General features: G+C 66.4%; 23 protein-coding genes and 1 tRNA gene. 12 read left to right on the forward strand and 12 right to left on the reverse strand.

The window, feature by feature from the left end; all coding sequences use genetic code 11:
* Positions 1-95: 95 nt before the first annotated feature.
* From OJI97_RS15470 to OJI97_RS15485, 4 genes are all read right to left on the reverse strand, one after another.
* Positions 96-989 (reverse strand): TraB/GumN family protein, encoded by an 894-nt coding sequence (locus tag OJI97_RS15470; RefSeq protein WP_297664936.1) that lies wholly within the window; start codon positions 987-989, stop codon positions 96-98.
* The gene (locus OJI97_RS15475; RefSeq protein WP_297664938.1) at positions 989-1,927 is read right to left on the reverse strand and encodes a TraB/GumN family protein; all 939 of its coding nucleotides are present in this window, start codon (positions 1,925-1,927) and stop codon (positions 989-991) included. Before OJI97_RS15475 ends, OJI97_RS15470 begins: the two co-directional genes overlap by 1 nt.
* A gap of 61 nt (positions 1,928-1,988) precedes the next feature.
* Positions 1,989-2,636 carry a hypothetical protein gene (locus OJI97_RS15480; RefSeq protein WP_297664939.1) on the reverse strand — a complete coding sequence of 216 codons (648 nt, stop codon included), beginning with the start codon at positions 2,634-2,636 and terminating at the stop codon, positions 1,989-1,991.
* On the reverse strand, positions 2,620-2,820 hold the full coding sequence (locus OJI97_RS15485; RefSeq protein WP_297664940.1) for a helix-turn-helix transcriptional regulator: 201 nt from the start codon (positions 2,818-2,820) through the stop codon (positions 2,620-2,622). Before OJI97_RS15485 ends, OJI97_RS15480 begins: the two co-directional genes overlap by 17 nt.
* A 248-nt stretch (positions 2,821-3,068) precedes the next feature.
* On the opposite strand from OJI97_RS15485, the gene OJI97_RS15490 reads away from it, so the two are divergent.
* The 5 genes from OJI97_RS15490 to OJI97_RS15510 all read left to right on the forward strand — a co-directional run bounded on the left by OJI97_RS15490 (position 3,069) and on the right by OJI97_RS15510 (position 9,777).
* Complete coding sequence (locus OJI97_RS15490) at positions 3,069-3,950, forward strand: glycine--tRNA ligase subunit alpha (protein ID WP_297664974.1); 882 nt, start codon at positions 3,069-3,071, stop codon at positions 3,948-3,950.
* Positions 3,947-6,052, forward strand: a complete 2,106-nt coding sequence (glyS, locus tag OJI97_RS15495) for a glycine--tRNA ligase subunit beta (protein WP_297664942.1) — start codon at positions 3,947-3,949, stop codon at positions 6,050-6,052. The genes OJI97_RS15490 and glyS overlap by 4 nt, the downstream gene beginning before the upstream one ends.
* A 112-nt stretch (positions 6,053-6,164) precedes the next feature.
* Positions 6,165-8,822, forward strand: coding sequence for a pyruvate, phosphate dikinase (ppdK, locus tag OJI97_RS15500; RefSeq protein ID WP_297664944.1), 2,658 nt, complete (start codon positions 6,165-6,167; stop codon positions 8,820-8,822).
* A gap of 54 nt (positions 8,823-8,876) precedes the next feature.
* Positions 8,877-8,953, forward strand: a tRNA-Arg gene (locus OJI97_RS15505).
* A 107-nt stretch (positions 8,954-9,060) separates the two neighbouring features.
* Complete coding sequence (locus OJI97_RS15510; protein ID WP_297664946.1) at positions 9,061-9,777, forward strand: RNA polymerase sigma factor; 717 nt, start codon at positions 9,061-9,063, stop codon at positions 9,775-9,777.
* Here the strand turns inward: OJI97_RS15510 and folE are convergent.
* Positions 9,774-10,421 carry a GTP cyclohydrolase I FolE gene (gene folE, locus OJI97_RS15515; RefSeq protein WP_297664948.1) on the reverse strand — a complete coding sequence of 216 codons (648 nt, stop codon included), beginning with the start codon at positions 10,419-10,421 and terminating at the stop codon, positions 9,774-9,776. The genes OJI97_RS15510 and folE overlap by 4 nt on opposite strands.
* A 151-nt stretch (positions 10,422-10,572) precedes the next feature.
* On the opposite strand from folE, the gene OJI97_RS15520 reads away from it, so the two are divergent.
* From OJI97_RS15520 to OJI97_RS15545, 6 genes are all read left to right on the forward strand, one after another.
* Positions 10,573-11,160 (forward strand): ferritin-like domain-containing protein, encoded by a 588-nt coding sequence (locus OJI97_RS15520; protein WP_297664950.1) that lies wholly within the window; start codon positions 10,573-10,575, stop codon positions 11,158-11,160.
* Positions 11,161-11,163: 3 nt separating this feature from the next.
* Positions 11,164-11,538 carry a c-type cytochrome gene (locus tag OJI97_RS15525; RefSeq protein WP_297664951.1) on the forward strand — a complete coding sequence of 125 codons (375 nt, stop codon included), beginning with the start codon at positions 11,164-11,166 and terminating at the stop codon, positions 11,536-11,538.
* 195 nt (positions 11,539-11,733) lie between these two features.
* Positions 11,734-12,705: a glucokinase gene (locus OJI97_RS15530; protein ID WP_297664952.1), complete on the forward strand. Its 972-nt coding sequence runs from the start codon at positions 11,734-11,736 to the stop codon at positions 12,703-12,705.
* Between the two features lie 42 nt (positions 12,706-12,747).
* Positions 12,748-13,488: a gamma-glutamyl-gamma-aminobutyrate hydrolase family protein gene (locus tag OJI97_RS15535; protein WP_297664954.1), complete on the forward strand. Its 741-nt coding sequence runs from the start codon at positions 12,748-12,750 to the stop codon at positions 13,486-13,488.
* Positions 13,489-13,690: 202 nt separating this feature from the next.
* On the forward strand, positions 13,691-15,070 hold the full coding sequence (locus OJI97_RS15540; RefSeq protein ID WP_297664956.1) for an aspartate aminotransferase family protein: 1,380 nt from the start codon (positions 13,691-13,693) through the stop codon (positions 15,068-15,070).
* A gap of 164 nt (positions 15,071-15,234) precedes the next feature.
* Positions 15,235-16,173: a DUF808 domain-containing protein gene (locus OJI97_RS15545; RefSeq protein WP_297664958.1), complete on the forward strand. Its 939-nt coding sequence runs from the start codon at positions 15,235-15,237 to the stop codon at positions 16,171-16,173.
* Positions 16,174-16,265: 92 nt separating this feature from the next.
* On the opposite strand, the gene OJI97_RS15550 is transcribed toward OJI97_RS15545, so the two are convergent.
* The 7 genes from OJI97_RS15550 to OJI97_RS15580 all read right to left on the reverse strand — a co-directional run bounded on the left by OJI97_RS15550 (position 16,266) and on the right by OJI97_RS15580 (position 24,604).
* Positions 16,266-17,393, reverse strand: a complete 1,128-nt coding sequence (locus OJI97_RS15550) for an ABC transporter ATP-binding protein (RefSeq protein WP_297664960.1) — start codon at positions 17,391-17,393, stop codon at positions 16,266-16,268.
* Positions 17,394-17,395: 2 nt separating this feature from the next.
* On the reverse strand, positions 17,396-18,241 hold the full coding sequence (locus tag OJI97_RS15555; RefSeq protein WP_297664962.1) for an ABC transporter permease: 846 nt from the start codon (positions 18,239-18,241) through the stop codon (positions 17,396-17,398).
* A complete protein-coding gene (locus OJI97_RS15560; RefSeq protein WP_297664964.1) occupies positions 18,241-19,146 on the reverse strand; it encodes an ABC transporter permease in 906 nt (301 codons plus the stop codon). Before OJI97_RS15560 ends, OJI97_RS15555 begins: the two co-directional genes overlap by 1 nt.
* Before the next feature lie 163 nt (positions 19,147-19,309).
* Entirely contained in the window at positions 19,310-20,416 is a 1,107-nt protein-coding gene (locus OJI97_RS15565; protein WP_297664966.1) for a spermidine/putrescine ABC transporter substrate-binding protein, read from the reverse strand.
* A gap of 174 nt (positions 20,417-20,590) precedes the next feature.
* Positions 20,591-21,982, reverse strand: a complete 1,392-nt coding sequence (locus OJI97_RS15570; protein WP_297664967.1) for a glutamine synthetase family protein — start codon at positions 21,980-21,982, stop codon at positions 20,591-20,593.
* Positions 21,983-21,995: 13 nt separating this feature from the next.
* The gene (locus OJI97_RS15575; protein WP_297664969.1) at positions 21,996-23,258 is read right to left on the reverse strand and encodes an FAD-binding oxidoreductase; all 1,263 of its coding nucleotides are present in this window, start codon (positions 23,256-23,258) and stop codon (positions 21,996-21,998) included.
* Positions 23,258-24,604 (reverse strand): glutamine synthetase family protein, encoded by a 1,347-nt coding sequence (locus tag OJI97_RS15580; RefSeq protein ID WP_297664971.1) that lies wholly within the window; start codon positions 24,602-24,604, stop codon positions 23,258-23,260. The genes OJI97_RS15575 and OJI97_RS15580 overlap by 1 nt, the downstream gene beginning before the upstream one ends.
* A gap of 236 nt (positions 24,605-24,840) precedes the next feature.
* On the opposite strand from OJI97_RS15580, the gene OJI97_RS15585 reads away from it, so the two are divergent.
* Positions 24,841-26,154, forward strand: coding sequence for an aspartate aminotransferase family protein (locus tag OJI97_RS15585; RefSeq protein ID WP_297664973.1), 1,314 nt, complete (start codon positions 24,841-24,843; stop codon positions 26,152-26,154).
* The last annotated feature ends 69 nt before the right edge of the window (positions 26,155-26,223 follow it).

Below are 26,223 nucleotides of genomic sequence, written 5' to 3' on the forward strand. Positions count from 1 at the left end.
CGTCGGCTGACCCCACACTGGGTTCCCGCTTTCGCGGGAATGACGAAAGTGGGGAATATCTGCTCCCCACCCCAAACCCGCCATCTGCCGTCCACTCACTGCACCCGCACCACCTTATACCCCGCCGCCGCCAGCATCGTGGGCACGCCGTCATCGCCCACCAGATGCCCCGCGCCGACCGCCATCAGCACCGTGCCCGGCTGATCCAGGCGCCGTTCGACCCATGCGGTCCAGCGGCGGTTGCGGTCGGTGAGGAGCGCCTTGCGCGCCGCGGGAACCGCGTCGACGTCCTCGTTGACGATCTTCGCCAGCGCCGCGGCGTCGCCGCGCGACCAGGCGGCCGCCATGGCGCGTGCATCCTGTTCGGCATGGTCGATGTTCGCGGCCGCGCGGACCAGCAGCGCGCGCTGGGTCGCAGGGTCGAGCCTCTCGAACAGCATCAACTGCGCTTTCGCGCTTTCGAGCCCGTGGATCGGCTTGCCCGCGCGTCGAAAGGCGGCGGTCAGCCCCGCTTCGACACCGTCGGCGGGCGACAGGTCGGCGTGCTGCGCGACGCGTTGCCCCATCAGGACCAGCACCGCCCAATCGTCGAGGCCGTCGCCGCCGAACGGCTCGTCGGCTTCGAGCGCGCGATAGCCGGCCAGCGCCTTCGCGGGCAATCGTGCGCCGATCGCCAGCGGCGCCTCGCGCGGGGCAAGGTCGCGGAAAACCGCTCCGGCCTCGGCAAGCTGCTGCGGCGACAGTTCGAGCATCAGCGTGTCGGCCTGGCCGATCGCCGCCGCGACCTTGCCCGCGTCCCAGTCGGTCCCGGCGGGCAGCGCGTGCATCGTCCCGAGCATATAGATGCGCGTGTCGTCATCGGCGACCAGCCACATTGCGGGCCGCGCCTCGACCGCCGGCTTTGCCTGACACGCGGTCAGCAGCAACGGCAAAAGGGCCGCCGCAAGGCGGCGGCCCCAAGGGCGGCGAAAGGCGCGCCCTGCCTGCATTATTGAACGCGCGTCGCTTTCAGCCCGCGTTCCTTCAGATAGTCCTGGACGCTCTTCTGTCCCGCGAGATGCCCCGCGCCGACCGCGACGAAGACCGTGCCGGGCTTGTCCATCCGCGCCTTGATCTGGTCGGCCCAGCGCGCGTTGCGATCCCACAGCAGGATCTTGGTCAACTCGGGGGTCGCGGCCATGCTTTCGTTCATCGTCGCGGCCAGATTGTCGGTGTCGCCCTTGCTCCACTGGCCGACCATCGTGTCGAGCGTCGGGGCGAGCTTGTCGATGTCCTTCACCGTGGCATTGAGGAAGGCGATCTGGCCTTCTTCGGGGATCGAATCGAAAAAGCCCAGCTGTTCCTCCAGCGTCTCGAACCCGGAAATCGGCTTGGCCGCCGCCTTGGCCGCCGCGGTGAGCTGCATTTCGGCGCCCTGGGTCGGATCATAGCCCAGCTTGGTCAGCGGCAGGACCGACAAGGTGATCGCCGCGAACCAGGGCTTGAAGGCGTCGAAGGCATTTGCGGGAACGCCCAGCCCGGTGAGCGCCGCCTGATAGGCGGTCAGCGCGTCGGGGTCGAGCTTCGCCGACAGCGCCGTGCCGCTCTGGTCCATCGCCAGCGGCATGGTGGCCTTCGCGGCCTCGGCCTGATCTTCGGGCATCACCATTTCGAGGACCAATTCGTCCGATTTGTCGAACGCCTGCTTCACGGCGCCGTCGAACCAGCCAAGGCCGGGCTTCAGCACATGGACGGTGCCGAACAAATAGATGGTCGTGTCGGCGTCCTTGACCGCCCATAGGCCCGGCTTGGCGGCGACCGTCGCGATTGCCGGGGCCGGGGCGACGGCGGTCTCCTGGGCAAAGGCGACGTTGCCGGGCGTCAGCGCGCAGGCGGCAAAGGGGACCACCGCGCAGCTTGCAACGAGCGTCTTGAACCAACTCTTCATCGAAAAACACCTTTCAGTCATGGCCCTGTGGCCGGGGAAATAGGGGAGGGGAGAGCGAAAGTCAGCGAAATTTGAGCCAGAGATAGACGACGCCGTTCGTGACCATCGAGAGGACGAAGAGCAGCATCGCATCGGCCGGCGGGGCAAGGCCGGCGCGGTGGAGCACCCACCAGACGGGAGCCGGGAAGATGAAGGCATACCAGCCCGCAAGCCCGGCCCACAGCCAGGCGCGCTCCTCATGATCGTCGATCGATCGATGATAGATGACCATCGAGACGAGCAGCCCGATCACCCAGAAGAGCGAGGCGCCGATCGCGAAATTCGCGCTGAGCGACCCGGTGAACGCCATTTCGATCGCGCCGCGATTTGCCGGCTGATCGAACGAGGCCCAGACGCCGACGATTCCGCCGATCACCGCGGCGAGGCCGAGCGCAGTCCAATAGTGGCGGCGGCGACGCGACAGGGCGCGGAACCAGTCCGCGTGACGGCGGAAATAAAAGAAGAGGCCTGCTATGCCGAGCGTGGCGGCGATCAGCGGTCCGGCCCAGGGCGCGAGCGTCGCCTTGCCCGCTTCGGCAGCGACCTTGCTGAAGCCCGCTAAGATGCCGGCGAGGAAAATCGCGCCAAAGCAGATGACGGCGGGCCAGATGAATCCCGGCGTGCGCGGTTCCTGCGGCTCGGTGACCATCATCCTATCCTTCGAAGCCATCGTCGAAAATCTCCTCTATCGGCATTTCGAACAACCGTGCGAGCTTGAAGGCGAGCGGCAGCGACGGGTCGTATTTGCCCGTTTCGATCGCGTTCACCGCCTGCCGCGACACGTCGAGCCGGTCGGCAAGTTCCGCCTGGCTCCAGTTGCGCATCGCGCGCAGCACTTTCAATCTGTTGTTCACACGCCGTATCCGTCATGCATCCCTGACCGAATGTCAGGTGTTATTGACTAAATGACATGATTCGCTGACTATGTCAACAAGACCTTACATTTTGTGACGGGAAGCTGACAGGACGCCGAATATGGACGCGCCTGTCCCTTGACCCTGCGCCGCCGCTGCGCCAAGGGCGGCGGGAATTGTTGCACCTGCGAAAGGCGGAAGATCGGGTGGCCGACGCGGCGGAAAAGAAACTGCTCAGCTTTCAGGACATGATCCTGACGCTCCACGCCTATTGGGCGGCGCGCGGCTGCGCGATTCTCCAGCCCTACGACATGCGCGTCGGGGCGGGAACCTTTCACCCCGCGACGACGCTGCGCAGCCTCGGTCCCGAACCGTGGAACGTCGCCTATGTCCAGCCGAGCCGCCGGCCTACGGACGGCCGCTATGGCGAGAATCCGAACCGCCTCCAGCATTATTACCAGTATCAGGTGATCCTGAAGCCGTCGCCCGCCGACCTGCAGGAGCAATATCTGGGCAGCCTTGCCGCGATCGGCATCGACCCGCTGCTCCACGACATCCGCTTCGTCGAGGACGATTGGGAATCGCCGACGCTTGGCGCGTGGGGGCTGGGCTGGGAGGTCTGGTGCGACGGGATGGAGGTGACCCAGTTCACTTACTTCCAGCAGATGGGCGGCTATGACTGCAAGCCCGTCGCGGGCGAGCTCACCTACGGGCTCGAACGCCTCGCCATGTATATCCAGAATGTCGACAATGTGTACGACCTGCGCTTCTCCGACGCGGTCGGCGACGTCGCGGCGGTGAGCTATGGCGACGTCTTCCTCGAAAACGAACGGCAGTTCTCGAAATGGAATTTCGAGGTCGCCGACACCGACACTTTGTTCGCGGGCTTCAAGGCCGCCGAGGCCGAATGCCAGCGCGCGATCGCAGCGAATGTCCCGCTCGCCGCCTATGATCAGGCGATCGAAGCGAGCCACCTCTTCAACCTGCTCCAGGCACGCGGCGTGATCAGCGTCCAGGAACGCGCCAACTATATGGCGCGTGTCCGCGACCTCGCGAAAGGAAGCTGCAAGGCGTGGATCGACAGCCAGTCCGAGCGCTGGACCGCCAACTATCCGGGGTGGACGCTGTGACCGATTTTCTGCTCGAACTGCGCAGCGAGGAGATTCCGGCGCGGATGCAGGCCGGCGCGCGCGCCGAGCTCGAAAAGCTGTTCCGCGCCCAGATGAGCGCTGCGGGCCTCGACGCGGGCGACGTCGCCGTGTGGTCGACCCCGCGCCGCCTCGCGCTGATTGCGAAAGACCTTCCCGATGCGACCGCCGCGGTCAGCGAGGAGCTCAAGGGCCCGCGCACCAGCGCGCCGCCGCAGGCGCTCGAAGGCTTCCTGCGCAAGACCGGCCTGACGCAGGACCAGCTCGAAGACCGCGACGGGATCTGGTTCGCCGTGATCGACAAGCCCGGCCGCGCGACCGCCGACGTCCTCGCCGAAGCGATCCCCGCGATCGTCCGCAGCTTCGCCTGGCCCAAGTCGATGCGCTGGGGCAAGCAAAGCGCGAGCAGCGAAAGCCTGCGCTGGGTGCGTCCGCTGTCGGGCATCGTCGCGATCTTCGGCGAGGAGCTGATCCCGTGCGAGGTCGGTGGGATTTCCGCCGGTTTCGCAACGCGCGGTCACCGCTTTCATTGCCCGGGCGAGATCACCATCGGCTCAGCGGCAGACTATGCCGACAAGCTGCGCGCCTGCCACGTCATCGTCGACCATGAAGAGCGCCAGACGATCATCCGCGACGGCGCTGCGAAGGCTGCGGCCGATGCCGGGCTGACGCTTGTCGAGGACGAGGGGCTGGTGATCGAGAATGCCGGCCTTACCGAATGGCCGGTGCCTTTGCTCGGCCGCTTCGACGAGGCGTTTCTGGAGGTGCCGCCCGAGGTCATCCAGCTCACCGCGCGCGTGAACCAGAAATATTTCGTCGTGAACGGCGCCGGCGGCAAGCTCGCCAACGGTTTCGTCTGCACCGCGAACATCGACGCGGTCGACGGCGGCGCGGAGATCGTCGCGGGCAACCGCAAGGTCCTCGCCGCGCGCCTGTCCGACGCGCGCTTCTTCTGGGAACAGGACCAGAAGAAGACGCTCGCTGAGCACGCAGGGAAGCTCGCGAACATCACTTTCCACGAAAAGCTGGGCACCGTCGCCGACAAGGTCGAGCGGGTGGCGAAGCTGGCACGGTGGTTGGTGGAAGAGGGTATCGTCACTCCCTCGTGTGTTCCCGCGCAGGCGGGAACCCAGGGCGGTGATGCGCCGGCGTCTGCGGACGAACGCTCTGGACCCCCGCCTTCGCGGGGGAACACGGAAGTGACGCGCGAGGAACTGGCCGATCAGGCCGAACGCGCCGCGCGCTTGGCGAAGGCCGACCTCGTCACCGAAATGGTCGGCGAATTTCCCGAATTGCAGGGCCTGATGGGCGGCTACTACGCCCGCGCCGAGGGTCTGCCCGACGCGGTCGCCAACGCGATCCGCGACCATTACAAGCCGGTCGGGCAGGGCGATGATGTGCCGACGGCGCCAGTAACGGTGGCTGTGGCGCTGGCGGATAAGTTGGATACGCTTCGCAGCTTCTTCGCCATCGACGAGAAGCCGACCGGATCGAAAGACCCCTTTGCCCTTCGTCGCGCTGCGCTCGGCGTCATTCGCATCCTGACCGGAAACGGACTGCGCTTTGCGGTTGCTGAGGGCGACCTCCTCGACTTTTTCGCTGACCGCCTCAAAGTCCAGCAACGCGAGGCCGGCGTTCGCCACGACCTCATCGACGCGGTGTTCGCGCTCGGCGGTGAGGATGATCTCGTTCGCTTGCTCGCGCGCGTGAAGGCGTTGCAGGCGTTCATGGCGACCGAGGACGGCACCAATCTCCTCGCGGGCTATAAGCGCGCGGCGAATATCCTGAAGCAGGCGGGCGAGGTAAGCGGCGCAGCCGCCGCGACGCCGCCGACCGAGGCCGATGCCGCGCTGCTCGCCGCGCTCGACGCCGCCGAGCCCGCAGCCTCCGCCGCGGTAGCCGATGAGCGCTTCACCGACGCCATGGCTGCGCTCGCCAGCCTCCGCGCGCCGATCGACGCTTTTTTCGAGGGCGTGATGGTCAATGACCCCGACGAAGCGGTCCGCGCCTGGCGCCTCGGCCTGCTCGCGCGATTTACCGGCGCGGTGCATGGCGTCGCGGATTTCTCGAAGATCGAAGGCTGACGCTACGGCTATGCGCCGCAGCTTATAACGAACGAAGTAAAACTGAATCGACCAACCCGGATTGCATACCTATCCAGCCGCAACCTCCTCCCCGGGGCAGCAGGAGCATATGATGACGAAGATGGTGCATTTGTTCGGCGGCGCGGCCACCACGGCCGAGCGCTCGAAGGAATTGCTGGGCGGCAAGGGATCGAACCTTGCCGAAATGGCCTCGATCGGCCTGCCGGTCCCGCCGGGCTTTACGATCACCACCGACGTCTGCACCGCTTATTATGCCAATGGCGAGCAATTTCCCGCCGGCCTGATCGAAGAGGTCGAAAGCGGCATCGCGCATATCGAGGGGATTACCGGCCGCCGCTTCGGCGACGCCGCGAACCCGCTGCTCGTCTCGGTCCGCTCGGGCGCGCGCGTGTCGATGCCGGGGATGATGGACACCGTCCTTAACCTGGGGCTCAACGACAGCACCGTCGCGGGGCTGTCGCAGGCTTCGGGCGACCCGCGCTTCGCGTGGGACAGCTATCGCCGCTTCATCCAGATGTATGCCGACGTCGTCATGGGGCTCGACCATGCGGCGTTCGAAGAGGCGCTAGAAATCGCGAAGGAAGACAAGGGCTTCTATCTCGATACCGAAATGGCCGCCGAGGACTGGCAGGCGCTGGTCAAGGAATATCAGGCGATCGTCGCGCGCGAGACCGGCGCGCCTTTCCCGCAGGAACCGAAGGACCAGCTCTGGGGCGCGATCGGCGCCGTTTTCGCTAGCTGGGAAAGCGATCGTGCGAAAGTCTATCGCCGCCTGAACTCCATTCCCGGCGAATGGGGCACCGCGGTCAATGTGCAGGCGATGGTATTCGGCAATATGGGTGACACCTCGGCGACCGGCGTCGCCTTCACCCGCGACCCCGCGACCGGCGAGCGCGCCTGGTACGGCGAATGGCTGATCAATGCGCAGGGCGAGGATGTCGTCGCGGGCATCCGCACGCCGCAGTATCTGACGAAGGTGGCGCGCGAAAAGGCGGGCGCCAAACCGCTGTCGATGGAAGAGGCGATGCCCGAGACCTTCGGCGAGCTCGGCCGCGTCTTCGACACGCTCGAAAATCATTATCGCGACATGCAGGACATTGAGTTCACCGTCGAACGCGGGACGCTCTGGATGCTGCAAACCCGTTCGGGCAAGCGCACCGCCAAGGCGGCACTGCGCATCGCGGTCGAAATGGCGGCCGAGGGACTGATTACCGAAGAGGAAGCGGTGCAGCGTGTCGACCCCGGCGCGCTCGACCAGCTTCTCCACCCGACGCTCGATCCCAAGGCGCCGCGCGACGTGCTCACCAAGGGGCTCCCGGCGAGTCCCGGTGCGGCATCGGGCAAGATCATGTTCGACGCCGACAGCGCCGAAAAGGCCGCAGGCATGGGCGAGGCGGTGATCCTCGTCCGCGTCGAGACCTCGCCGGAAGACATCCACGGGATGCACGCGGCGAAGGGCATCCTGACCGCGCGCGGCGGGATGACCAGCCACGCGGCGGTCGTCGCGCGCGGCATGGGGCGCCCCTGCGTCTCGGGCGCGGGCGGGCTCGCCATCGACGGCAATGCGCGCGTGCTGCGCGTCGCGGGGCGCGAACTGCGCGAGGGCGACATCCTGACCCTCGACGGCTCGACCGGCGAGGTGATGGCGGGCGAGGTTCCGACCTTGCTCCCCGAACTGGTCGGCGATTTCGGCACCTTGATGGGCTGGGCCGACAAGGTGCGCCGGATGAAGGTGCGCACCAACGCCGAAACCCCCGCCGACGCGCAGGTCGCGCGCGATTTCGGCGCCGAGGGTATTGGGCTCTGCCGCACCGAACATATGTTCTTCGACGCCGCGCGCATCACCGCGGTGCGCGAGATGATCCTCGCCGACAGCGAGGACGGCCGCCGCGCCGCGCTCGCCAAGCTGCTCCCCGAACAGCGCGGCGACTTTGCCGCGATCTTCGGCGTGATGGCGGGGCTGCCCGTGACTATCCGCCTGCTCGACCCGCCGCTGCACGAATTCCTGCCGACGCGCGAAGAGGATTTCGCAGAGGTCGCGGCAGCAGCTGGGGTGGGCATCGAGGCGCTCAAGGCGCGCGCCAACGAGCTCCACGAGTTCAACCCGATGCTCGGCCATCGCGGCTGCCGCCTCGGCGTGACCTATCCCGAAATCTACGAGATGCAGGCACGCGCGATCTTCGAGGCGGCGTGCGACGTCGCCGCCGAAACCGGCGCGGCGCCGATCCCCGAGGTGATGATCCCGCTGGTCGCGACGCGCCGCGAGTTCGACCTGATGAAGGCGGTCGTCGATACGGCCGCCAAGGCGGTATTCGCCGAAAAGGGTCGCGAAATCGCCTATCTCGTCGGCACGATGATCGAACTGCCGCGCGCCGCGCTGATGGCGGGCGAGATCGCAGAGACGGCCGAATTCTTCAGCTTCGGCACCAACGACCTCACCCAGACGACGATCGGCATCAGCCGCGACGACGCGGGCCGCTTCCTGACCCAATATGTCGACAAGGGCATCTTCGTCACCGACCCCTTCGTCAGCCTCGATGTCGAGGGCGTCGGCCAGCTCATCGAGCTCGCCGCCGAACGCGGCCGGGGCACCCGCGCGGGGATCAAGCTCGGCATCTGCGGCGAGCATGGCGGCGACGCGCCGAGCATCCATTTCTGCGAAAAGACCGGCCTCGATTACGTCAGCGCTTCGCCCTATCGCGTGCCGATCGCACGGCTCGCGGCGGCGCAGGCGGCCTTGCGAAAATAATCGCTGAAAGGGGGTTGCGCGATTCCGCGCTGCCCCCTAAAGGCACCGCTCCACGCACCCGTAGCTCAGCTGGATAGAGCACCAGACTACGAATCTGGGGGTCGGACGTTCGAATCGTTCCGGGTGCGCCATTCCCTTCCATCGATCGATATTCCCGCCTAAACGGGGCCGCGGCCGGCGACGTCGTGGGAACATTTTCGCGCGTGCCGCATCCAATCGCCTTTGGCGGGAGGTGGGAATGGCCGATTCATCGGTGATGGCAACACGCGGGTTCGAGGCCATGGCCGATGCCGGCCTTGTCGAGCAGGTGCGGCGCGGCGAGCCGCTGGCCTTTTGCGCGGTGATGCGGCGCTATAACCAGCCGCTGTTCCGCGTCGCGCGGGCGATCATGGCCGACGATGCGGAGGCCGAGGATGTCGTGCAGGAAAGCTATGCGCGCGCCTTTGCGGCGATCGACGGCTTTCGCGGCGAGGCGGGGCTGGGGACCTGGCTGACGCGGATCGTGATCAACGAAAGCCGCGGCCGCCTGCGCCGCCGGCGGCCGCTGGTCGATCTCGATCAGGTCGAGCGGAGCCAGGCGGCGGGCGCGCTGATCCTCGGCTTTCCGGGCGGCAAGCTCGTCGACGATCCCGAGGCCGACGCTGCGCGCGCCGAAGTGCGGCGGCTGCTCGAACGCGCGGTCGATGAGCTGCCCGAACCCTTCCGCCTCGTCTTCATCCTGCGCGATATCGAGGGCCGCTCGGTCGAGGAGGTCGCGGGTCTGCTCGATATCCGCGCCGAGACCGTCCGCACGCGGCTGCACCGTGCGCGGCGCCAGCTTCGCGCGGCGCTCGACGCGACGCTTGCCGACGCGCTGCGTGGCAGTTTTCCTTTCCTCGGCACGCGGTGCGACCGGCTGGTCGATGCCGTGATGCGGCGGCTCCGCGCCGAGCGCGGCTGGCCCCAGCCGGACTAGCGATCGAGCCCGAAAGCGATCGACGCGAGCAAGTCGCGGCGCAGGTCGGGGTCGTCCCGAAAATCGCCGAGCCACGCCTTGGTCACCATCGCGACATCGGGCTGGTTGACGCCGCGCGTCGTCATGCAGCCGTGCCGCGCTTCGACGATCACCGCGACGCCGTGCGGCTTCAGGACGGAAAACAGCGTGTCGGCGATTTGCTGGGTCAATCGCTCCTGCAACTGCAACCGGCGGCCAAAGGCGTCCACCAGCCGCGACAGCTTCGATATGCCGACCACGCGTCCGCGCGGGCGATAGGCGACGTGGACGCGGCCGGTGATCGGCGCCATATGATGCTCGCAGGTCGAAACGAGCGGGATATCGCGAAGCAGGACACTGTCCTCATACCCGTTCGCCTCGTCGAAGACGCGCGCCAGATAGGCGGCGGGATCGACCGCATAGCCCGAAAACCATTCGGCATAGGCGCGCGCGACGCGGGCGGGCGTATCACGCACCCCCTCGCGCGCGGGATCGTCGCCCGCCGCCGCGATCAGGGTGCGCACGGCGGCTTCGACCGCGGCGCGACCGGGGCGCGGCTTGACCGCCGTTTCGGGAACTTCGCTGTCATCGGCGTCGACGGAGGCGGGAGGCTGTAGCCAATCCATGATGTCATCCTTGGTTGTTCGAAGGCCATTGGATGGTGCGGCGCGGCGAATGTTCCGGAATCTTTTTCGGGAACGTCGCGCCCGCCGCCGCATCGAATGACCGCCAGCGCGCGGCGCATTCCCGCCGCGCCGGCAGCAAAGGAGGCTTTCGATGATCGAACATTACAGCTCGCGCCGCGGACTGCTGCGCGCGACCGGCACCGCGGCGCTTTCCGCCGTCGCCATCGGCATATTGGGGGACGCGCCGGCGCTGGCCCGCGCGGCCGGAAAGGAACCGGGGGGCGCCGCCAACGCCGGCGACATCGATATATTGAACGTCGCGCTCGGGCTCGAGCATGAAGCGATCGAGGCGTATCAGATCGGCGCCGAAAGCGGCCTGTTGCAAAAGCCGGTGCTCGACCTCGCCTTGCTCTTTCAGGGGCAGCACAAGGGGCATCGCGACGCGCTTGCCGGCACGATCGGCCAGCTCGGCGGCAAGGCGGTGCAGCCCAAGTCGCGCGCCGACTATATGGCCAGCCTCAACATCGCGGCGATCAAGACGCAAGCCGACATCTTGCGCCTGGCGCAGGCGCACGAACTGGGCGCCGCCAATGCCTATATCGGCGTCATGCCGTCGCTCGGCGGCAAGGAGCTCGCGCAGGTCTGCGCGAAGATCGCCGCCGACGAGGCCGCGCACTGGTCGCTGCTGACCTCGGCGCTCGGCGAAGCGCTGCCGCAGCCCGCCTTCATGTTCGGTTGAGCCATGCGCTGGGCACTTGAAACGGCTGCGGCGGCCTGGCTGGCCGTTGCGGCCACCGCGATGGCGATGGCGCCGAGCGGCGATCCCGCGCGCGGCGCGAAGCTCTATGCCGCCAATTGCGGGAGCTGCCATTCGCTCGACGCCAACCGCGTCGGTCCGGCGCACCGCGGCGTCTATGGGCGCAAGGCGGGAACCGCGCGCGGCTATGCCTATTCGCCCGGGATGCGCGGCGCGCGGATCGTCTGGAACGAGGCGACGCTCGACCGCTTCCTCCAGAATCCGCAAGCGATGGTGCCGGGAACGCGGATGGGCTTTCGCCTGACCGACCCCGCCCGCCGCGCCGACGTGATCGCCTATCTGCGCCAACAGAGCCGCTAGGCGCAGACCGACAAGGGCCGGCGGTCGCCGCGGGCGGGCAAAGATTCGCGGGCGACACCCTGGCCGGTCCGGGCGGCGAGCCTCGATCCACCCCCTGTATCGAGGTCTCGTCGCCGATCGCCCGCGCATAGCTATGGCGGTTGCGTCGGCCGATGCGATGCGACATGCCCTCCCGAGCAGGCGCAAGGGAGAGTCATGAGCGAAGCCATCGTCACGGTCGACATCGGCGGCACCCATGCGCGCTTCGCAATCGCCGAGGTTGCGGACGGCCGCGTCGTCGCGCTCGGGCCGGAAGCGACGCTGCATACGAAGGATCATGCCAGCTTTCAGACCGCATGGCAGGATTTCGAGCGCCGGCAGGGCGGCACGCTGCCGCGCGCGGTCGCCATCGCCATCGCCGGGCCGACGCGCGGCGAGATCATCCGCTTCACCAACAATCCCTGGATCATCCGCCCGGCGCTGATCGGCGAGAAATTGAACGTCGACCGCTATGCGCTGGTCAATGATTTCGAGGCGGTCGGCCACGCGGTCGCGCAGGCGGACAGGGCCTATTTCGAGCGGCTGACCGGCCCCGACGAGCCGCTGCCCGCGACGGGCACGATCAGCATCATCGGCCCCGGCACCGGCCTGGGGGTCGCGCACGTGTGGCGCGACGGCGCCGACTATCGCGTCCAGGCGACCGAGGGCGGGCATGTCGACTTCGCGCCGCTCGACAGCATCGAGGACGCCATTCTCGCGCGGCTGCGGACGCGCCATCGCCGCGTGTCGGTCGAGCGCGTCGTCTCTGGCCCGGGCATCGTCGACATCTACGAGACGTTGGCCAGCATGGAGGGACGCGCGATCACCCCGCTCGACGACCGCACCATCTGGACGCGCGCGATGAGCGGCGAGGATGCGCTCGCCGCCGCCGCCGCCGACCGCTTCTGCCTGTCGCTCGGCAGCGTCGCGGGCGACCTCGCGCTCGCGCAGGGGGCAAGCGGGGTCGTGATCGCGGGCGGGCTTGGCCTCCGCATCCGCGATCAGCTCGTCCGCTCGGGCTTTCCCGAACGCTTCGTCGCCAAGGGACGGTTCGAGAATTTCATGGCGGCGCTGCCGGTCAAGCTGATCACCCACCCGCAGCCCGGCCTGTTCGGCGCCGCGGCCGCCTTCGCGCGCCGCTGCGCCTGAAATTCCGCTGGCGCCGCGCGCCGAAACGCGGCAGCAAGGGGCATGTCCGCACGCCCCGTCCTCGGCATCATCGCCTGCAACCGCACGATCGGGAGCGAGGTCGCGCAGGTGGTGATCAACCGCTATGCGACCGCGGCGATGCGCCACGCCGATTGCGCCGCGCTGATCATCCCGTCGCTTCCCGACTATATGCGCGCGGGCGAGGTCGTCGGCCGCCTCGACGGGGTGCTGCTGACCGGCACGCCCTCCAATGTCGAACCCGCACGTTACGGCGATCCGGCCGATGGCGAAGGGCCGTTCGATCCCGACCGCGACCGCATGATGCTGGATCTCGTCGAGGCGGTGATCACGGCACAGCGGCCCCTGTTCGGCATCTGCCGCGGCTTTCAGGAAATCAACGTCGCGCTCGGCGGGACGCTGCGGCGCGATACGTCGGCGAACGAGCATCTGCTGCACCATCATGCGCCTGACGGCGTGGCGTTCGATGCGATGTTCGACCATCATCACAAGGTCGATCTGGTCGCGGGCGGCTTGCTGGCGTCGGCGTATGAGGCGCCGTCGCTCCACGTGAATTCGGTCCATTATCAGGGGGTCGGCGACCTCGCGGACGGTTTGCAGGTCGAGGCGCGTGCGCCCGACGGGCTGGTCGAGGCGTATAGCGCCCGCCCGAACGGCGCGCCCCTGCTCGCGGTGCAATGGCATCCGGAATGGGCGACCGACGATAATGACCAGAGCCAGACGTATTTCCATCTGCTCGGTCGGGCGCTCAGGGGCGCGTTATGAACCGCTGCGTCACCCGCTATAACCGCTATCTCGCGCGGCTGGGCTTCTCGCCCTGAACAAGCTCTCCCCTCCCGCTTGCGGGAGGGGCTGGGGGTGGGGTGAGCCGCAGGCGAACATCCATCCTCTCGTCCTTCGGACGCGCTTCGCGCGTGCCCACCCCTAACCCCTCCCGCAAGCGGGAGGGGGATTTTAGGAAAAGCCCATGCCCCGCAATCACGACATCGCCGAACTTCGCCGCCTCGACATCGCGCATCATCTGCCCGCGCAGGCCGACTGGGCCGAGATCGAGGCGCTCGGCGGCAGCCGCATCATCACCCATGCCGAGGGCGCCTATATCACCGACGGCGACGGCCATCGCATCCTCGACGGCATGGCGGGCCTCTGGTGCGTCAATGTCGGCTATGGCCGCGAGGAGCTGGTCGAGGCGGCGGCGGCGCAGATGCGCGAGCTGCCCTTCTACAACACCTTCTTCAAGACCGCGACGCCGCCCACGGTGACGCTCGCGGCGAAGGTTGCCGAGCTGACCGGCCAGCGCTTGCCGCATATCTTCTTCAACGCCTCGGGCAGCGAGGCAAACGACACCGTGTTCCGCATGGTGCGCCATTATTGGAAGCTGAAGGGCGAGCCGAAACGCACCGTCTTCATCAGCCGCTGGAACGCCTACCACGGCTCGACCGTCGCGGGCGTGTCGCTCGGCGGAATGAAGGCGATGCACGCGCAGGGCGACCTGCCGATCCCCGGCGTCGCGCACGTTCGCCAGCCCTATTATTACGGCGAAGGGCAGGGGATGAGCGAGGAGGAGTTTTGCGACGCCTGCGTGGCTGCGATCGAGGACAAGATCCTCGAGGTCGGCCCCGAAAATTGCGCCGCCTTCATCGGCGAACCCGTGCAGGGCGCGGGCGGCGTGATCATCCCGCCCAAGGGCTATTGGCCGAAGGTCGAGGCGGTGGTGCGCAAATACGGCCTGCTGCTCGTCTCCGACGAGGTGATCTGCGGCTTCGGGCGCACCGGCAGGATGTGGGGGCATGAGACGATGGGCTTTACCCCCGACCTGATGCCGATGGCGAAGGGGCTGTCGTCGGGCTATCTGCCGATTTCGGCGACCGCGGTCGCGGCGCATGTCGTCGATGTGCTCAAGACCGGCGGCGATTTCGTCCATGGCTTCACTTACTCGGGCCACCCGGTCTGCGCCGCGGTGGCGCTCAAGAATATCGAGATCATCGAGCGCGAAGGACTGGTCGAGCGCACCGGCCGCGTCACCGGCCCGCATCTGGCGAAGGCGCTCGCGACGCTGAACGATCATCCGCTCGTCGGCGAGACGCGCGCGATCGGCCTGCTCGGCGCGGTCGAGATCGTCGCCGACAAGGAAACGCACGCCCGTTTCGGCGGGGCGGAAGGGACGGTGGGACCGATGGCGCGCGATGCCTGCATCGCGAACGGGCTGATGGTGCGCGGTATCCGCGACAGCCTCGTCATGTGTCCGCCGCTGATCATCACGACCGAACAGATCGAGGCGATGGTTGCCATCATCCGAAAGTCGCTCGATGAGGTGATGCCGAAGCTGCGGGCAATCCAGATATAAATTCCCTCCCCTTCAGGGGAGGGCAGCGAGACTTGCGAACTTGTTCGCTAGTCGCAGCGGGTGGGGTTGTCCCGCGTTGCGCAAGGCCGATGGACCCCACCCCAACCCCTCCCCTAAAGGGGAGGGGCTTGATTCGACATTTTAGAAGAAAGAACCAAACCCCCATGCCATCCGGCCTTTTTGCCCTGCTCGACGACGTCGCCACCATCGCCAAGGTCGCCGCCGCGAGCATCGACGATGTCGGCGCCGCGGCGTCGAAGGCCGGGGTGAAGGCGGCGGGGGTGGTGGTCGACGATACCGCGGTGACGCCGCGCTACGTCACCGGCTTCACCCCCGACCGCGAGCTGCCGATCATCTGGCGGATCACCAAGGGGTCGCTGTTCAACAAGCTGGTGCTGATCCTGCCCGCGCTGCTGCTGCTCTCGACCTTCCTGCCGTGGGCGATCACGCCGCTCCTGATGCTCGGCGGCGCCTATCTCTGCTTCGAGGGCGCCGAGAAGGTGCTGCACGCGCTGCAGGAGGACAAGACGAGTCTGGCGGAAGATGCCGAGATCGTCGCCGACAAGAATCATGAGGAGACGATGGTGAAGGGGGCGGTGCGCACCGACTTCATCCTCTCGTCCGAAATCATGGTGATCGCCCTGAACGAGGTGCTCGACCAGCATCTCGTCATGCGCGGCGCGACGCTCGCGGTGGTGGCGGTGCTGATCACCGTCGCGGTCTACGGCGTCGTCGGGCTGATCGTGAAGATGGACGACATCGGCCTCCACATGGCGAAGGAAGGCAATGCCGCGCGCCGGGGGATCGGACGCGGGCTGGTCGCTTTCATGCCGAAACTGCTCGCCGCGCTCGCGACGATCGGCACCGCGGCGATGCTGTGGGTCGGCGGACAGATCGTCCTGCACGGGCTCGACGAATATCATATCGGCGGGCTCGGTCATGCGCTGCACGCCGTCGCGCAGACGATCGGCGGCGGGCTGCCGCTGGCGGGCGTGTGGGAATGGCTGATCGGCGCCGCGGGCGCGGGTGTGTTCGGGCTGGTGCTGGGCGGGCTGATCGCCGGTGTGCTGCACCTGCTGCCGGGCAAGAAGGCGGCGCACTAACGCCCTTCGTCATTGCGAGCGAAGCGAAGCAATCCAGAGTGTGACAAGCCGCTCTGGATTGCTTCGCTTTGCTCGCAATGACGAGGTGATGATTATCCCAGCAGCACCACCGGACTATCCGCGCGCCAGTGCATGCTCACCTTGTCGTCCCAGGTGAAATCCTCCTGGTCGTGGCGCGACAGGTTCGGGCGCGAGACACGGAGGCGGGCGCCCGATTCGAGCTCGATCTCGAACAGGGTGATGTCGCCGAGATAGCTCATCCCCTTGATCGTTCCGCGCGCGAAATTATGCCCGTCGGGGGCGTCCTGCGCGGCCGCCTTCACCGCCTTGCCTTCGCCGGGGATGTGGAGGTAGATTTTCTCGGGCCGCAACGCGACCCAGACGTCGGCGCCGTGCGGACCGGTGACGCCGTGGTTGAGATAGACCTTGCCGAGCCCCGGGCAATCGACCGCCGCCTTGTCGGGCTCGTCGAGGATCAGCTTGCCCTCGAAGATGTTCACCGAGCCGACGAAATCGGCGACGAAGCGGTTGGCCGGATATTCATAGAGGTCGGACGGCGCCGCGAGCTGCGACACCTCGCCCTTGTTGATCACCGCGATGCGGCACGCCATCGACAGCGCTTCGTCCTGGTCGTGGGTGACGGTGACGAAGGTGATGCCGACCTTTTCCTGCAATTCCGACAGCTCGAACTGCATCTGCGCGCGCAGCTTGGCGTCGAGCGCCGACAGCGGCTCGTCGAGCAGCAGCACCTTGGGCCGCATCACGAGGCTGCGCGCGAGCGCGACGCGCTGACGCTGGCCGCCCGACATCTGGTCGGGCATCCGGCTCTCATACCCGCCGAGCTTGACGAGCTCGAGCGCTTCGGCGACGCGGTCGCGCACCTCGCCGCCGCGCACGCCAGCGATCTTCAGGCCATAGGCGACATTGTCGGCGACGCTCATATGCGGGAACACCGCATAGCTCTGAAACACCATGTTCACCGGCCGCTTGTTCGGCGGGATGCCCGCCATGTCCTGCCCGTCGATCAGGATGCGGCCCTCGGTCGGCAGCTCGAACCCGGCGATCATGCGCAGCAAGGTCGTCTTGCCGCAGCCCGAGGGGCCGAGCAGCACGAAGAACTCGCCCGCTTGGATGTCGAGGCTGACATTGTCGACCGCGGTCACCTTGCCGAAGCGTTTGGAGATGTTCTGGATCTGGATGATCGGTGGGGCGTCGGTCATGGTCAATGCGTCTCCGCAATCGCCTTCACGCCCTGCAGCTTCAGCGCGATGGCGGTCAGGGCGACGGTCAGGATGATGAGGATGGTCGAGGCCGCATTGACCTCCGGCGTCACCGAGAAGCGGAGCATCGAATAGACTTTCACCGGAAAGGTGATCGTCTCCGGCCCGCTGGTGAAATAGGTGATGACGAAATCGTCGAGGCTGAGCGTGAAGGACAGCAGCGCGCCCGCGACCAGCGCCGGGCGCATGTGCGGGATCAGCACGTCGCGGAACATCTGCCATTCGCCCGCGCCGAGGTCTTTCGCGGCCTCCTCCTGCTCGCGGTTGAAGCTCGCGAGGCGCGAGCGCACGACCATCGTCACGAAGGGGAAGCAGAAGGTGATGTGCGCGATGGTGATCGCGCCCAGGTTGAGCGGCCAGACGAGATCGGTCGGCCAGTGGAGCCCTTTGGCGAAAAACATCAGGAAGGCGACGCCCATGCAGATTTCGGGAACGATGATCGGCAGCGAGATCGTCCCGTCGACCGCGCCCTTGAAGGGGAAGCGGAAGCGCCACAGCATAACCGCCGCGACCGCGCCGAGGATCAGGCTGAAAATCGTCGCGAGCGCCGCGATGGTCAGCGAATTGACCAGCGCCTCGATCAGCGCGTCGTTGTTCAGCGCCTTGTCGTAATATTTGAGCGTGAAGCCGCGCCAGACGACGTTGCGCTTGCTGTCGTTGAAGCTGAAGATCATCAGCACGATCAGCGGCGCATAGAGGAACAGCATCACCGCGCCGACCCAGAGGCGCATCCACAGGGTGCGGCTATATTCGAGCGGGGCGATGGGCGAGCGGGAAAAGAGCGCCATCAGGAGGCCTCCGGCGCTTTCCGGCGCATCGATTGCAGCGCGATCAGGATGAACATCGCATAGATGAGGATGAAGGACAGCGCCGATCCGAAGGGCCAGTCGTTCGCCTTCTTGAACTGGCGCTCGATCACGTTCGCGATCATCTGGCTGTCGGTGCCGCCCATCAGATCGGGGGTGAGGTAGGCGCCGAGCGCGGGGATCAGCGTGATCATCACCCCCGCGACGATCCCCGGCGCGGCGAGCGGCACGACGATGCGCAGGATCGTGCGGAAATGCCCGGCGCCGAGATCGAGGCTCGCCTCGATCAGGCTGCGGTCGAGCCGGTCGAGCGCCGCATAGAGCGGCAGCACCATGAAGGGCAAATGGACATAGACGAGGCCGAAGACGACCGCGAAATTGTTGAAGAGAAGCGGCACCGGCTCCCACGTCGGCAGCGGCTGGAGTCCGACGAGTGTCTTCACCCAGCTTGCGCCGCCCCATAGCGCGCCGAGCCCCTTGTTGGCATAGCCCTGCTGCCCGAGCAGGATCATCAGCGCATAGGTGCGCACGAGCAGATTGGTCCAGAAGGGCAGCATGATGCCGAGCAGCAGCCACGGCCGCCATTTCTCGCTCGCGAAGGTGATCGCCATCGCGACCGGAAAGCCGACGATCAGGCAGATCAGCGTGACGAGCGCGGCGACCGCGAAACTCTTGCCGAAGATGCCGAGGTAAAGCCACTCGGTCGCGCGCTTGTAATTGTCGAGCGTGCCCGAGACGTGGATTTCGTTGAGCCCGGCGTTCTGGCCGAAGCTATAGAACCAGACGATCGCCATCGGGACGACGAAGAAGACGAGCGTCCAGAGCAACGTCGGCAGCGATACCGCCGCGAAGACCCGCTTGTTGGCTTTCCAGTCCTGTTCGGCCATCCCCCCGATGCCTCCAGACTATGATGCGTTTGCGATATTACACTCCGTCATTGCGACCCCGGACTTGATCCGGGGAAAGCAATCCAGGGCGGTTCGCACCCGCTCTGGATTGCCGCGGGCCTTCGGCCCTCGCAATGACGAGGCTGGTGAACGCGCTCACGGTTTACGCCGCCCGCACCTTGGTGAAGGCTTCCTCGTAGAGCGGCTGCAGCTTTTCGTTGAACTTCGCATATTCGCACCGCGCGAGGACGTCGGCGGGCGGATAGATGACGGGGTTGTTCTTGTAGCTGTCGGGCATCAGCGCCTTGGCCGCGGCGTTGGGGGTCGGGAAGAGGATCGTTTCGGTGATCTTCTTGTCGACCTCTGCATCGAGGATATAGTTGATGAACGCGTGCGCGTTCTTCGGATGCGGCGCGCCTTTCGGGATGGCGAGGGTATCCGAATTGAACTGGCTGCCCTCCTTCGGGATCACGAAATCGAGGTCGTCGTCCTCGGTCATCACCTGCGCGATGTCGCCATTATATTCGAGCACGACGTCGCAATCGCCCTTCATCAGCAGATCCTGCCCGTCGTCCTCGTGGAATTTCTTCACATAGGGCTTCTGCTTGATCATCATCGCCGAGATCGTCTCGATATCGGCGGGGGTGAGGGCATTGACCGACTTGCCGAGATATTTGCCGTAGAGGCGGTACATGTCGCCCGCCTCGGACAGCCAGGCGATGCGGTCCTTATATTCGTCGCTGTCGAACAGCACCTTCCAGCTATCGGGCTTCGCCTTCACCTTCGACTTGCGATAGCCGATGCCGAGCACCAGCCAGGTATAGGGCATCGAGAATTTGCGGCCCGGATCATAATCGACGTTCATGAAGCTCGGGTCGATATTCTTGATGTTCGGAATCTGCGCATGGTCGAGCGGCTGGAGCATGTCGGCGCGGATCATGCGTTCGACGAAATCGTTCGACGGCACGATCACGTCATAGCCGGGATTGCCCGCCTTGAACTTCGCGAACAATGTGTCGTTGCTGTCGAACAGGTCCATCGTGACGTCGACGCCGGTCGCGGTCTTGAAATCGTCGAGCGTCGTCTCGCCGATATAGGTGTCCCAATTATAGAAGTTGAGCCGGGCTTCCTCGCCGTTCGCGAGCTTCTTGCCTTCGCCCTTGCCGCACGCCGCGAGGCTGCCAAAGCTGATCCCGACCGCCGCGACCCCCAGCGCCTGAAGCAATGAACGGCGACCGCGGCTCTGCCCCAACATGTCTTTCAGATCCATGGCCGGCCTCCCTGTTTCAATGGGTCAAGCTGACTCAATAATGGCGGGTTGGAAAGAGGCTATTTTGCGGCATCGCGCGAATCTTGAAATCGTCGCCCCCGCGAAGGCGGAGGCCGCTGGAGGTTCGCGCAGCGTGGATGGGCAAGGCCGCTTCGCGGGGGCGACGGGCAGGCTTCAGGCGTTGCGGAGATACCAGTCGTAATCGAGCGTCGGAACGACGCTGAAATAATTGTCCTGCTCGACGCGCTTCACGATGCTGAACATGTCGACGAAGCGGTCGCCGAGATAGTCGCGCATCAATGCCGAGGCGTGGAAACGATCGACCGCGGCGAACCAGTTCGACGGCGGCTTCTCGTCGCCGCTGTTCGCCCGGTCATAGCCGTTGCCGACGACCGCCGCGCCGGGATCGGTTCCGTTCGTCATCCCGTGATGCATCCCCGCCAGCACCGCCGCGGCCGCGAGATAGGGGTTGGCGTCGGCGCCGCAGGCGCGATGCTCGACATGGCGGCTGGCGGGCGGCCCCGCCGGGATGCGGAAGGAGACGGTGCGGTTGTTGACCCCCCATGTCGGCGCTACCGGGGCATAGCTGTTCGCCTTGAAGCGACGATAGCTGTTCGCGTGCGGCGCGAAGAGTGCGAAGCCGTCGCCGACGCTGGCGATCATGCCGCCGATCGCGTGGCGCAGCGCGGGGGTGCCCTCGGGATCGTCGCTCGCGAAGATGTTCGCGCTGCTCGCGTCATCGACCGAGACATGGATATGCATCCCGCTGCCCGCCTGTTCGGCGAAGGGCTTGGCCATGAAGGTCGCCTCGAGCCCGTGCTGCTGCGCGACCGCCTTGACCAGCCTCTTGTACATGATGGCGTCGTCGCAGGCGCGTAAGCCGTCGGGCTTGTGGCGCAGGGTCAGCTCGAACTGGCCCGGCGCGAACTCCGAAATCGCGCTTTCGAGCGGCAGGCCCTGCCCATCGGCCGCGTCATAAAGCGTGTCGAAGAAGGGCCGGAAATCGTCGAGTTCACGCAGGCCATAAACCTCGACGTTGCGCGGCGTATCGCGGCTGTAGCCGGGGCGGGCAGGGCGGATCGACCCGTCGCGCGCGCGGCGCGGATCGACGAGGTAGAATTCGAGCTCGATCGCGAGCACCGGCGTCAGCCCATCGGCGGCGAAGCGGTCGAGCGCGCGGCCGAGGACATGGCGCGGGTCGAGATCGTGCGGGGTGCCGTCGAGTTCGTAGAAGCTGGTCAGGAACTGCGCGGCCTGCTCGCCGCCCCACGGGGTGCGGACGAGGGTGCCGGGAACCGGTTTCATCGAGCGGTCGGCGTCGCCATCCTCCCACACCAGGCCGGTTTCGACCGTGTCCTGCCCGGTGATGTCGACGACGGTGATCGATCCCGGCATCATCCGGCCGCTGTCATAGACCGCGAGCACCTCGTGCCGGCGCAGCCGCTTGCCGCGAGGGACGCCGCCCATGTCGGTATAGATGAGCTCGATCGAATCGATGTCGGGGTTGGCCGCGAAAAAGGCTTCGGCCTCCGACCTCGGGGCGATCACGCCCGATGACTTCGACATGGATTACGCTCCTTCACCCCAACCGGTCGCGCAGCGCATACCAGAGCAGGCCGAGCGTGGCGAGCGGTCGCCGGAGCCATTTGCCGCCGGGAAACGGCCGCGCCGGCAGGCCCGCCAGCACGTCGAACCGCTCGGCGGTGCCGGCGAGCGCTTCGGCGATCAACTCGCCCGCGAGCGTCGTCACTAATGCGCCGTGCCCCGAAAAGCCGTGCGCGAAGAAGATATTCCCGCGCCGCCCGATATGCGGCAGACGGCTGCGCGTCACCGCGACCGCGCCGCCCCAGCCGTAATCGATCGGTGCGTCGGCGATTTGCGGGAACACTTCGGCCATGAACGGCCGGACGAAGGCCGCGATGTCGCGCGGCGGTGTCTGCGAATAGCGCTCGCCGCCGCCGAAGATCAGCCGCTTGTCGGCCGAAAGGCGGAAATAGTTGAGCACGAACCGGCTGTCGGCGACCGCCGCGTCGCTGGGGAGCAGATCATCGGCATTCGCGAGCGGCGCGGTCGCGATATTATAGTTCATGATCGGCACCGTGTAGCGGCCGAGATCGGGCTCGACCTCGCCGATCCAGCTGTCGGTCGCGTCGATGAAATAACGCGCTTCGACCGATGCGTCGCGGGTGAGCAATTCGCCGGGGTCGAAATCGAAGAGTCCCGTGACGCGCTCTTTTTCGACGATGCGAACCCCGGCGGCTTCCGCCGCTTTCGCCAGTCCAAGCGCATAGTTCAACGGATGGAAATGCCCGCCCTGGGGATCGTGGATGCCGCCATGATAGAGCGGGCTCGCGATATGGTCGCCCATGTCGGCCTTCGCGACAATATCGCTTGCATAGCCGAAGCGGGTGGCGAGGTAATCGGCCTCGCGCTGCATCGCGTCGAAATCCTTCGGCGTCCACGCCGTCTCCAGATGGCCGGTTTTGAGATCGCACGCGATGCCATGCTTTGCGATCCGCGCTTTCACCCGATTGTCGCGCCAGCAGAGGTCGAACAGCGCATCGGCGCGGTCGCGGCCGAATGCCTCTTCCAGTTCGGATGCCGCCCAGCGGAGGCCGGGAATCAATTGCCCGCCGTTGCGTCCCGAGGCGCCGAAGCCGATATGCTCGGCCTCGAACAGGACCACCGAAAAGCCGCGTTCGGCGCAGGCCAGCGCGGCGCTGAGACCGGTGAATCCGCCGCCGATCACCGCGACGTCGCACGCCAGCTCGCCATCGAAGGGACGCGGCCGCCAATCCTGCGCGGTCGCGGCGTAATAGCTGTCGGCGAGCCGGTCGGCCATCAAACCCGCATCAGCAGATGTTCGCGCTCCCAGCTCGACACCACCGACTGATAGTTGAACAGTTCGTGATCCTTCACCGCGAAGAAGATCTCGAAGAAATCGTCGCCGAGCAGGTTGCGGACCTTCTTGCACGCGGCGAAACGGTCGAGCGCCGCCTCCAGCGTGCGCGGCAGGGTGCGCGCGCGGTTGTAGGCGCTGCCGCTGATCGGCTTGGCGGGAACCATGCGGTCGACCATGCCGATATAGCCGCAGATCAGCGAGGCGGCGATCGCGAGATAGGGATTGCTGTCGGCGCCGGGCAGGCGGTTTTCGACGCGGCGGTTCGCCTTGTCGGAAATCGGCACCCGAAATCCGCACGACCGGTTGTCTTCGCCCCACTGGACGTTGATCGGCGCCGCGCTGTCGGGGCGCATCCGGCGAAAGCTGTTCACATTCGGCGCCCACAGCGGCGAGATTTGCGGCATATAGCGCACCAGCCCGGCGATATAGCTGCGGAACATCGCGCTGTCGCGGCCGTTGGCGGTGGAAAACAGGTTCCTGCCGGTCGCGGCATCGACGACCGACTGGTGGATATGCATCGCGCTGCCCGGCTGGCCCGCCATCGGGTTCGCCATGAAGGTCGCATAGACATTATGCTGCTTCGCGACATTGCGCACCACGCGCTTGAACAGGAACACCTCGTCGGCAAGGCGGAGCGGGTCGCCGTGGATGAAATTCACCTCGAGCTGCGCGGCGCCCATTTCGTGGATCATCGTGTCGATGTCGAGCCCCATCAGCTCGCAATCGTCATAGATATGGTCGATGATATCCTCATATTCGTTCATCGCCTCCAGCCCATAGGGCTGGCTCGCGGTCTCGCTGCGGCCCGATTCGCCGGTAGGCGGAGTCAGCGGGAAATCGGGGTCGGTGTTCGGCGAGACGAGGTAAAACTCGACCTCGGGCGCGATGATCGGTTGCCAGCCCTTGCCCGCATAGAGGTCGAGCACCTTTTTCAGGATCGTCCGCGGCGCGATATCGACCTCGCTTCCGTCGCCGTTATAGGCGTCGGCGATCACGAAGGCGGTGGGCGATTTGAAGCCCGGCGCGATGCAGATGGTGTCGGGATCGGCGAGCAATATCTTGTCGGGGTCTTTATCCCAGATATCGTCGATATCCTCGGGATAATTGCCGTCGATCGTGCAGATGAAGACGCTGCCGGGAATGCGCAGCGACTTGTCCTTGACGGAGGCAAGGAACTTCTTGGCGGGCAGCACCTTGCCGCGCTGGACCCCGTTGATGTCGGGGACGATGCATTCGACCTCGTCGATCGCGTGCTCGCTGATCCATTGTTCCAGATTGACCGCCATGCGCCCCCGATTGGGCCGAGTGAACGCCCGCTTGTGGATGGGCGCAGCCTATCGCGAAGTCGAAGCGAGCGCCAGAGGGGGCGGTTTTGGGCATTGCCAGCAGGGCGGCGTCCCGTCAGATTGAGTGCAGTCATTACGAGCGAAGCGAAGCAATCCAGGGGCGGTTTACGCCGCCCCTGGATTGCCGCGTCGCCTTCGGCTCCTCGCAATGACGGAACTTCGGGAGGTACACGGCAATGCAGGGTGACAACGACGGGCTGGCGGCCTTCTGGATGCCCTTTACCGCCAACCGGGCGTGGAAGGCGCACCCGCGCCAGCTCGTTGCGGCGAGGGGGATGTATTATCAGTCGGGCGACGGGCGGCAGATCCTCGACGGCACCGCGGGCCTGTGGTGCAGCAACGCCGGCCATTGCCGGCCCGAGATCGCGGAGGCGATCGCCAAGGCGGTGGCGACGCTCGATTTCGCGCCGACCTTCCAGCTTGGCCACCCGGCGCCGTTCGAGCTGGCGCAGCGGCTCGGCGAGCTGATGCCCGCGGGGCTCGACCGCATCTTCTTCACCAACAGCGGGTCGGAGTCGGTCGATACCGCGCTCAAGATCGCGCTCGCGGTGCAGCGCGCGAAGGGGCAGGGGACGCGCACCCGGCTGATCGGGCGCGAGCGCGGCTATCATGGCGTCGGCTTCGGCGGGATCAGCGTCGGCGGCATCGTCAGCAATCGCCGGACCTGGCCGGGGCTTCCCGGCACCGACCACCTCCGCCACACCCACGACCTCGCGCGCAACGCCTTCACGCGCGGCTTTCCGCAGCATGGCGCCGAACTCGCCGACGACCTCCAGCGCCTCGTCGATCTGCACGGGGCGGAGACGATCGCGGCGGTGATCGTCGAACCGATGGCGGGCTCCACGGGGGTGCTTCTGCCGCCGCAGGGCTATCTCCAAAGGCTGCGCGAGATTTGCGACCGCCACGGCATCCTGCTGATCTTCGACGAGGTGATCACCGCCTTCGGCCGCGTCGGCGCCGCGACCGCGGCCGGGGCGTGGGGCGTCACCCCCGACATCATCACCATGGCGAAGGGGCTGACCAACGCCGCAGTGCCGATGGGCGCGGTCGCGGTGAAGCGCGACCTGCACGACGCGGTGATCGACAGCGCGCCGGGCGGGATCGAGCTGTTCCACGGCTACACCTATTCGGGGCACCCGCTGGCGAGCGCGGCGGGGCTGGCGACGCTCGACATCTATGCGCGCGAAGGCTTGTTCGACCGCGCCAACGAGCTCGCCGCTTATTGGGAGGAGGCCGCGTTCAGCCTGAAAGGCCGGCGTCACGTCATCGACATCCGCACGGTCGGGCTGGTCGCGGGCATCGAACTCGAACCGCGCCCTGGCGCGCCGACCGCGCGTGCGATGGAATTGTTCCATGCCTGCTTCGACAACGGCCTGCTGGTCCGCGCAACCGGCGACATCCTGGCGCTGTCGCCGCCGCTGATCGTCGAGAAGAGCCAGATCGAGGAGATGTTCGGCAAGCTGGGCGAGTTGGTCGAGAGAGTCGAATAGGGATTGACCGCTTGCGACCGGAAGCCGACCTATCCTTCATCGTCATCCCGGACTTGATCCGGGATCCAT

It is taken from the genome of Sphingopyxis sp. (assembly GCF_025869345.1).
Lineage (GTDB): Bacteria > Pseudomonadota > Alphaproteobacteria > Sphingomonadales > Sphingomonadaceae > Sphingopyxis.

Excerpts from the sequence above, each read along its gene's own strand:
- OJI97_RS15470 (WP_297664936.1), bottom strand. The coding sequence starts at position 989 with ATGCAGGCAGGGCGCGCCTTTCGCCGCCCTTGGGGCCGCCGCCTTGCG.
- OJI97_RS15475 (WP_297664938.1), bottom strand. The coding sequence starts at position 1,927 with ATGAAGAGTTGGTTCAAGACGCTCGTTGCAAGCTGCGCGGTGGTCCCC.
- OJI97_RS15480 (WP_297664939.1), bottom strand. The coding sequence starts at position 2,636 with ATGGCTTCGAAGGATAGGATGATGGTCACCGAGCCGCAGGAACCGCGC.
- OJI97_RS15490 (WP_297664974.1), top strand. The coding sequence starts at position 3,069 with ATGATCCTGACGCTCCACGCCTATTGGGCGGCGCGCGGCTGCGCGATT.
- ppdK (WP_297664944.1), top strand. The coding sequence starts at position 6,165 with ATGACGAAGATGGTGCATTTGTTCGGCGGCGCGGCCACCACGGCCGAG.
- OJI97_RS15510 (WP_297664946.1), top strand. The coding sequence starts at position 9,061 with ATGGCCGATTCATCGGTGATGGCAACACGCGGGTTCGAGGCCATGGCC.
- folE (WP_297664948.1), bottom strand. The coding sequence starts at position 10,421 with ATGGATTGGCTACAGCCTCCCGCCTCCGTCGACGCCGATGACAGCGAA.
- OJI97_RS15520 (WP_297664950.1), top strand. The coding sequence starts at position 10,573 with ATGATCGAACATTACAGCTCGCGCCGCGGACTGCTGCGCGCGACCGGC.
- OJI97_RS15525 (WP_297664951.1), top strand. The coding sequence starts at position 11,164 with ATGCGCTGGGCACTTGAAACGGCTGCGGCGGCCTGGCTGGCCGTTGCG.
- OJI97_RS15530 (WP_297664952.1), top strand. The coding sequence starts at position 11,734 with ATGAGCGAAGCCATCGTCACGGTCGACATCGGCGGCACCCATGCGCGC.
- OJI97_RS15535 (WP_297664954.1), top strand. The coding sequence starts at position 12,748 with ATGTCCGCACGCCCCGTCCTCGGCATCATCGCCTGCAACCGCACGATC.
- OJI97_RS15540 (WP_297664956.1), top strand. The coding sequence starts at position 13,691 with ATGCCCCGCAATCACGACATCGCCGAACTTCGCCGCCTCGACATCGCG.
- OJI97_RS15545 (WP_297664958.1), top strand. The coding sequence starts at position 15,235 with ATGCCATCCGGCCTTTTTGCCCTGCTCGACGACGTCGCCACCATCGCC.
- OJI97_RS15550 (WP_297664960.1), bottom strand. The coding sequence starts at position 17,393 with ATGACCGACGCCCCACCGATCATCCAGATCCAGAACATCTCCAAACGC.
- OJI97_RS15555 (WP_297664962.1), bottom strand. The coding sequence starts at position 18,241 with ATGGCGCTCTTTTCCCGCTCGCCCATCGCCCCGCTCGAATATAGCCGC.
- OJI97_RS15560 (WP_297664964.1), bottom strand. The coding sequence starts at position 19,146 with ATGGCCGAACAGGACTGGAAAGCCAACAAGCGGGTCTTCGCGGCGGTA.
- OJI97_RS15565 (WP_297664966.1), bottom strand. The coding sequence starts at position 20,416 with ATGGATCTGAAAGACATGTTGGGGCAGAGCCGCGGTCGCCGTTCATTG.
- OJI97_RS15570 (WP_297664967.1), bottom strand. The coding sequence starts at position 21,982 with ATGTCGAAGTCATCGGGCGTGATCGCCCCGAGGTCGGAGGCCGAAGCC.
- OJI97_RS15575 (WP_297664969.1), bottom strand. The coding sequence starts at position 23,258 with ATGGCCGACCGGCTCGCCGACAGCTATTACGCCGCGACCGCGCAGGAT.
- OJI97_RS15580 (WP_297664971.1), bottom strand. The coding sequence starts at position 24,604 with ATGGCGGTCAATCTGGAACAATGGATCAGCGAGCACGCGATCGACGAG.
- OJI97_RS15585 (WP_297664973.1), top strand. The coding sequence starts at position 24,841 with ATGCAGGGTGACAACGACGGGCTGGCGGCCTTCTGGATGCCCTTTACC.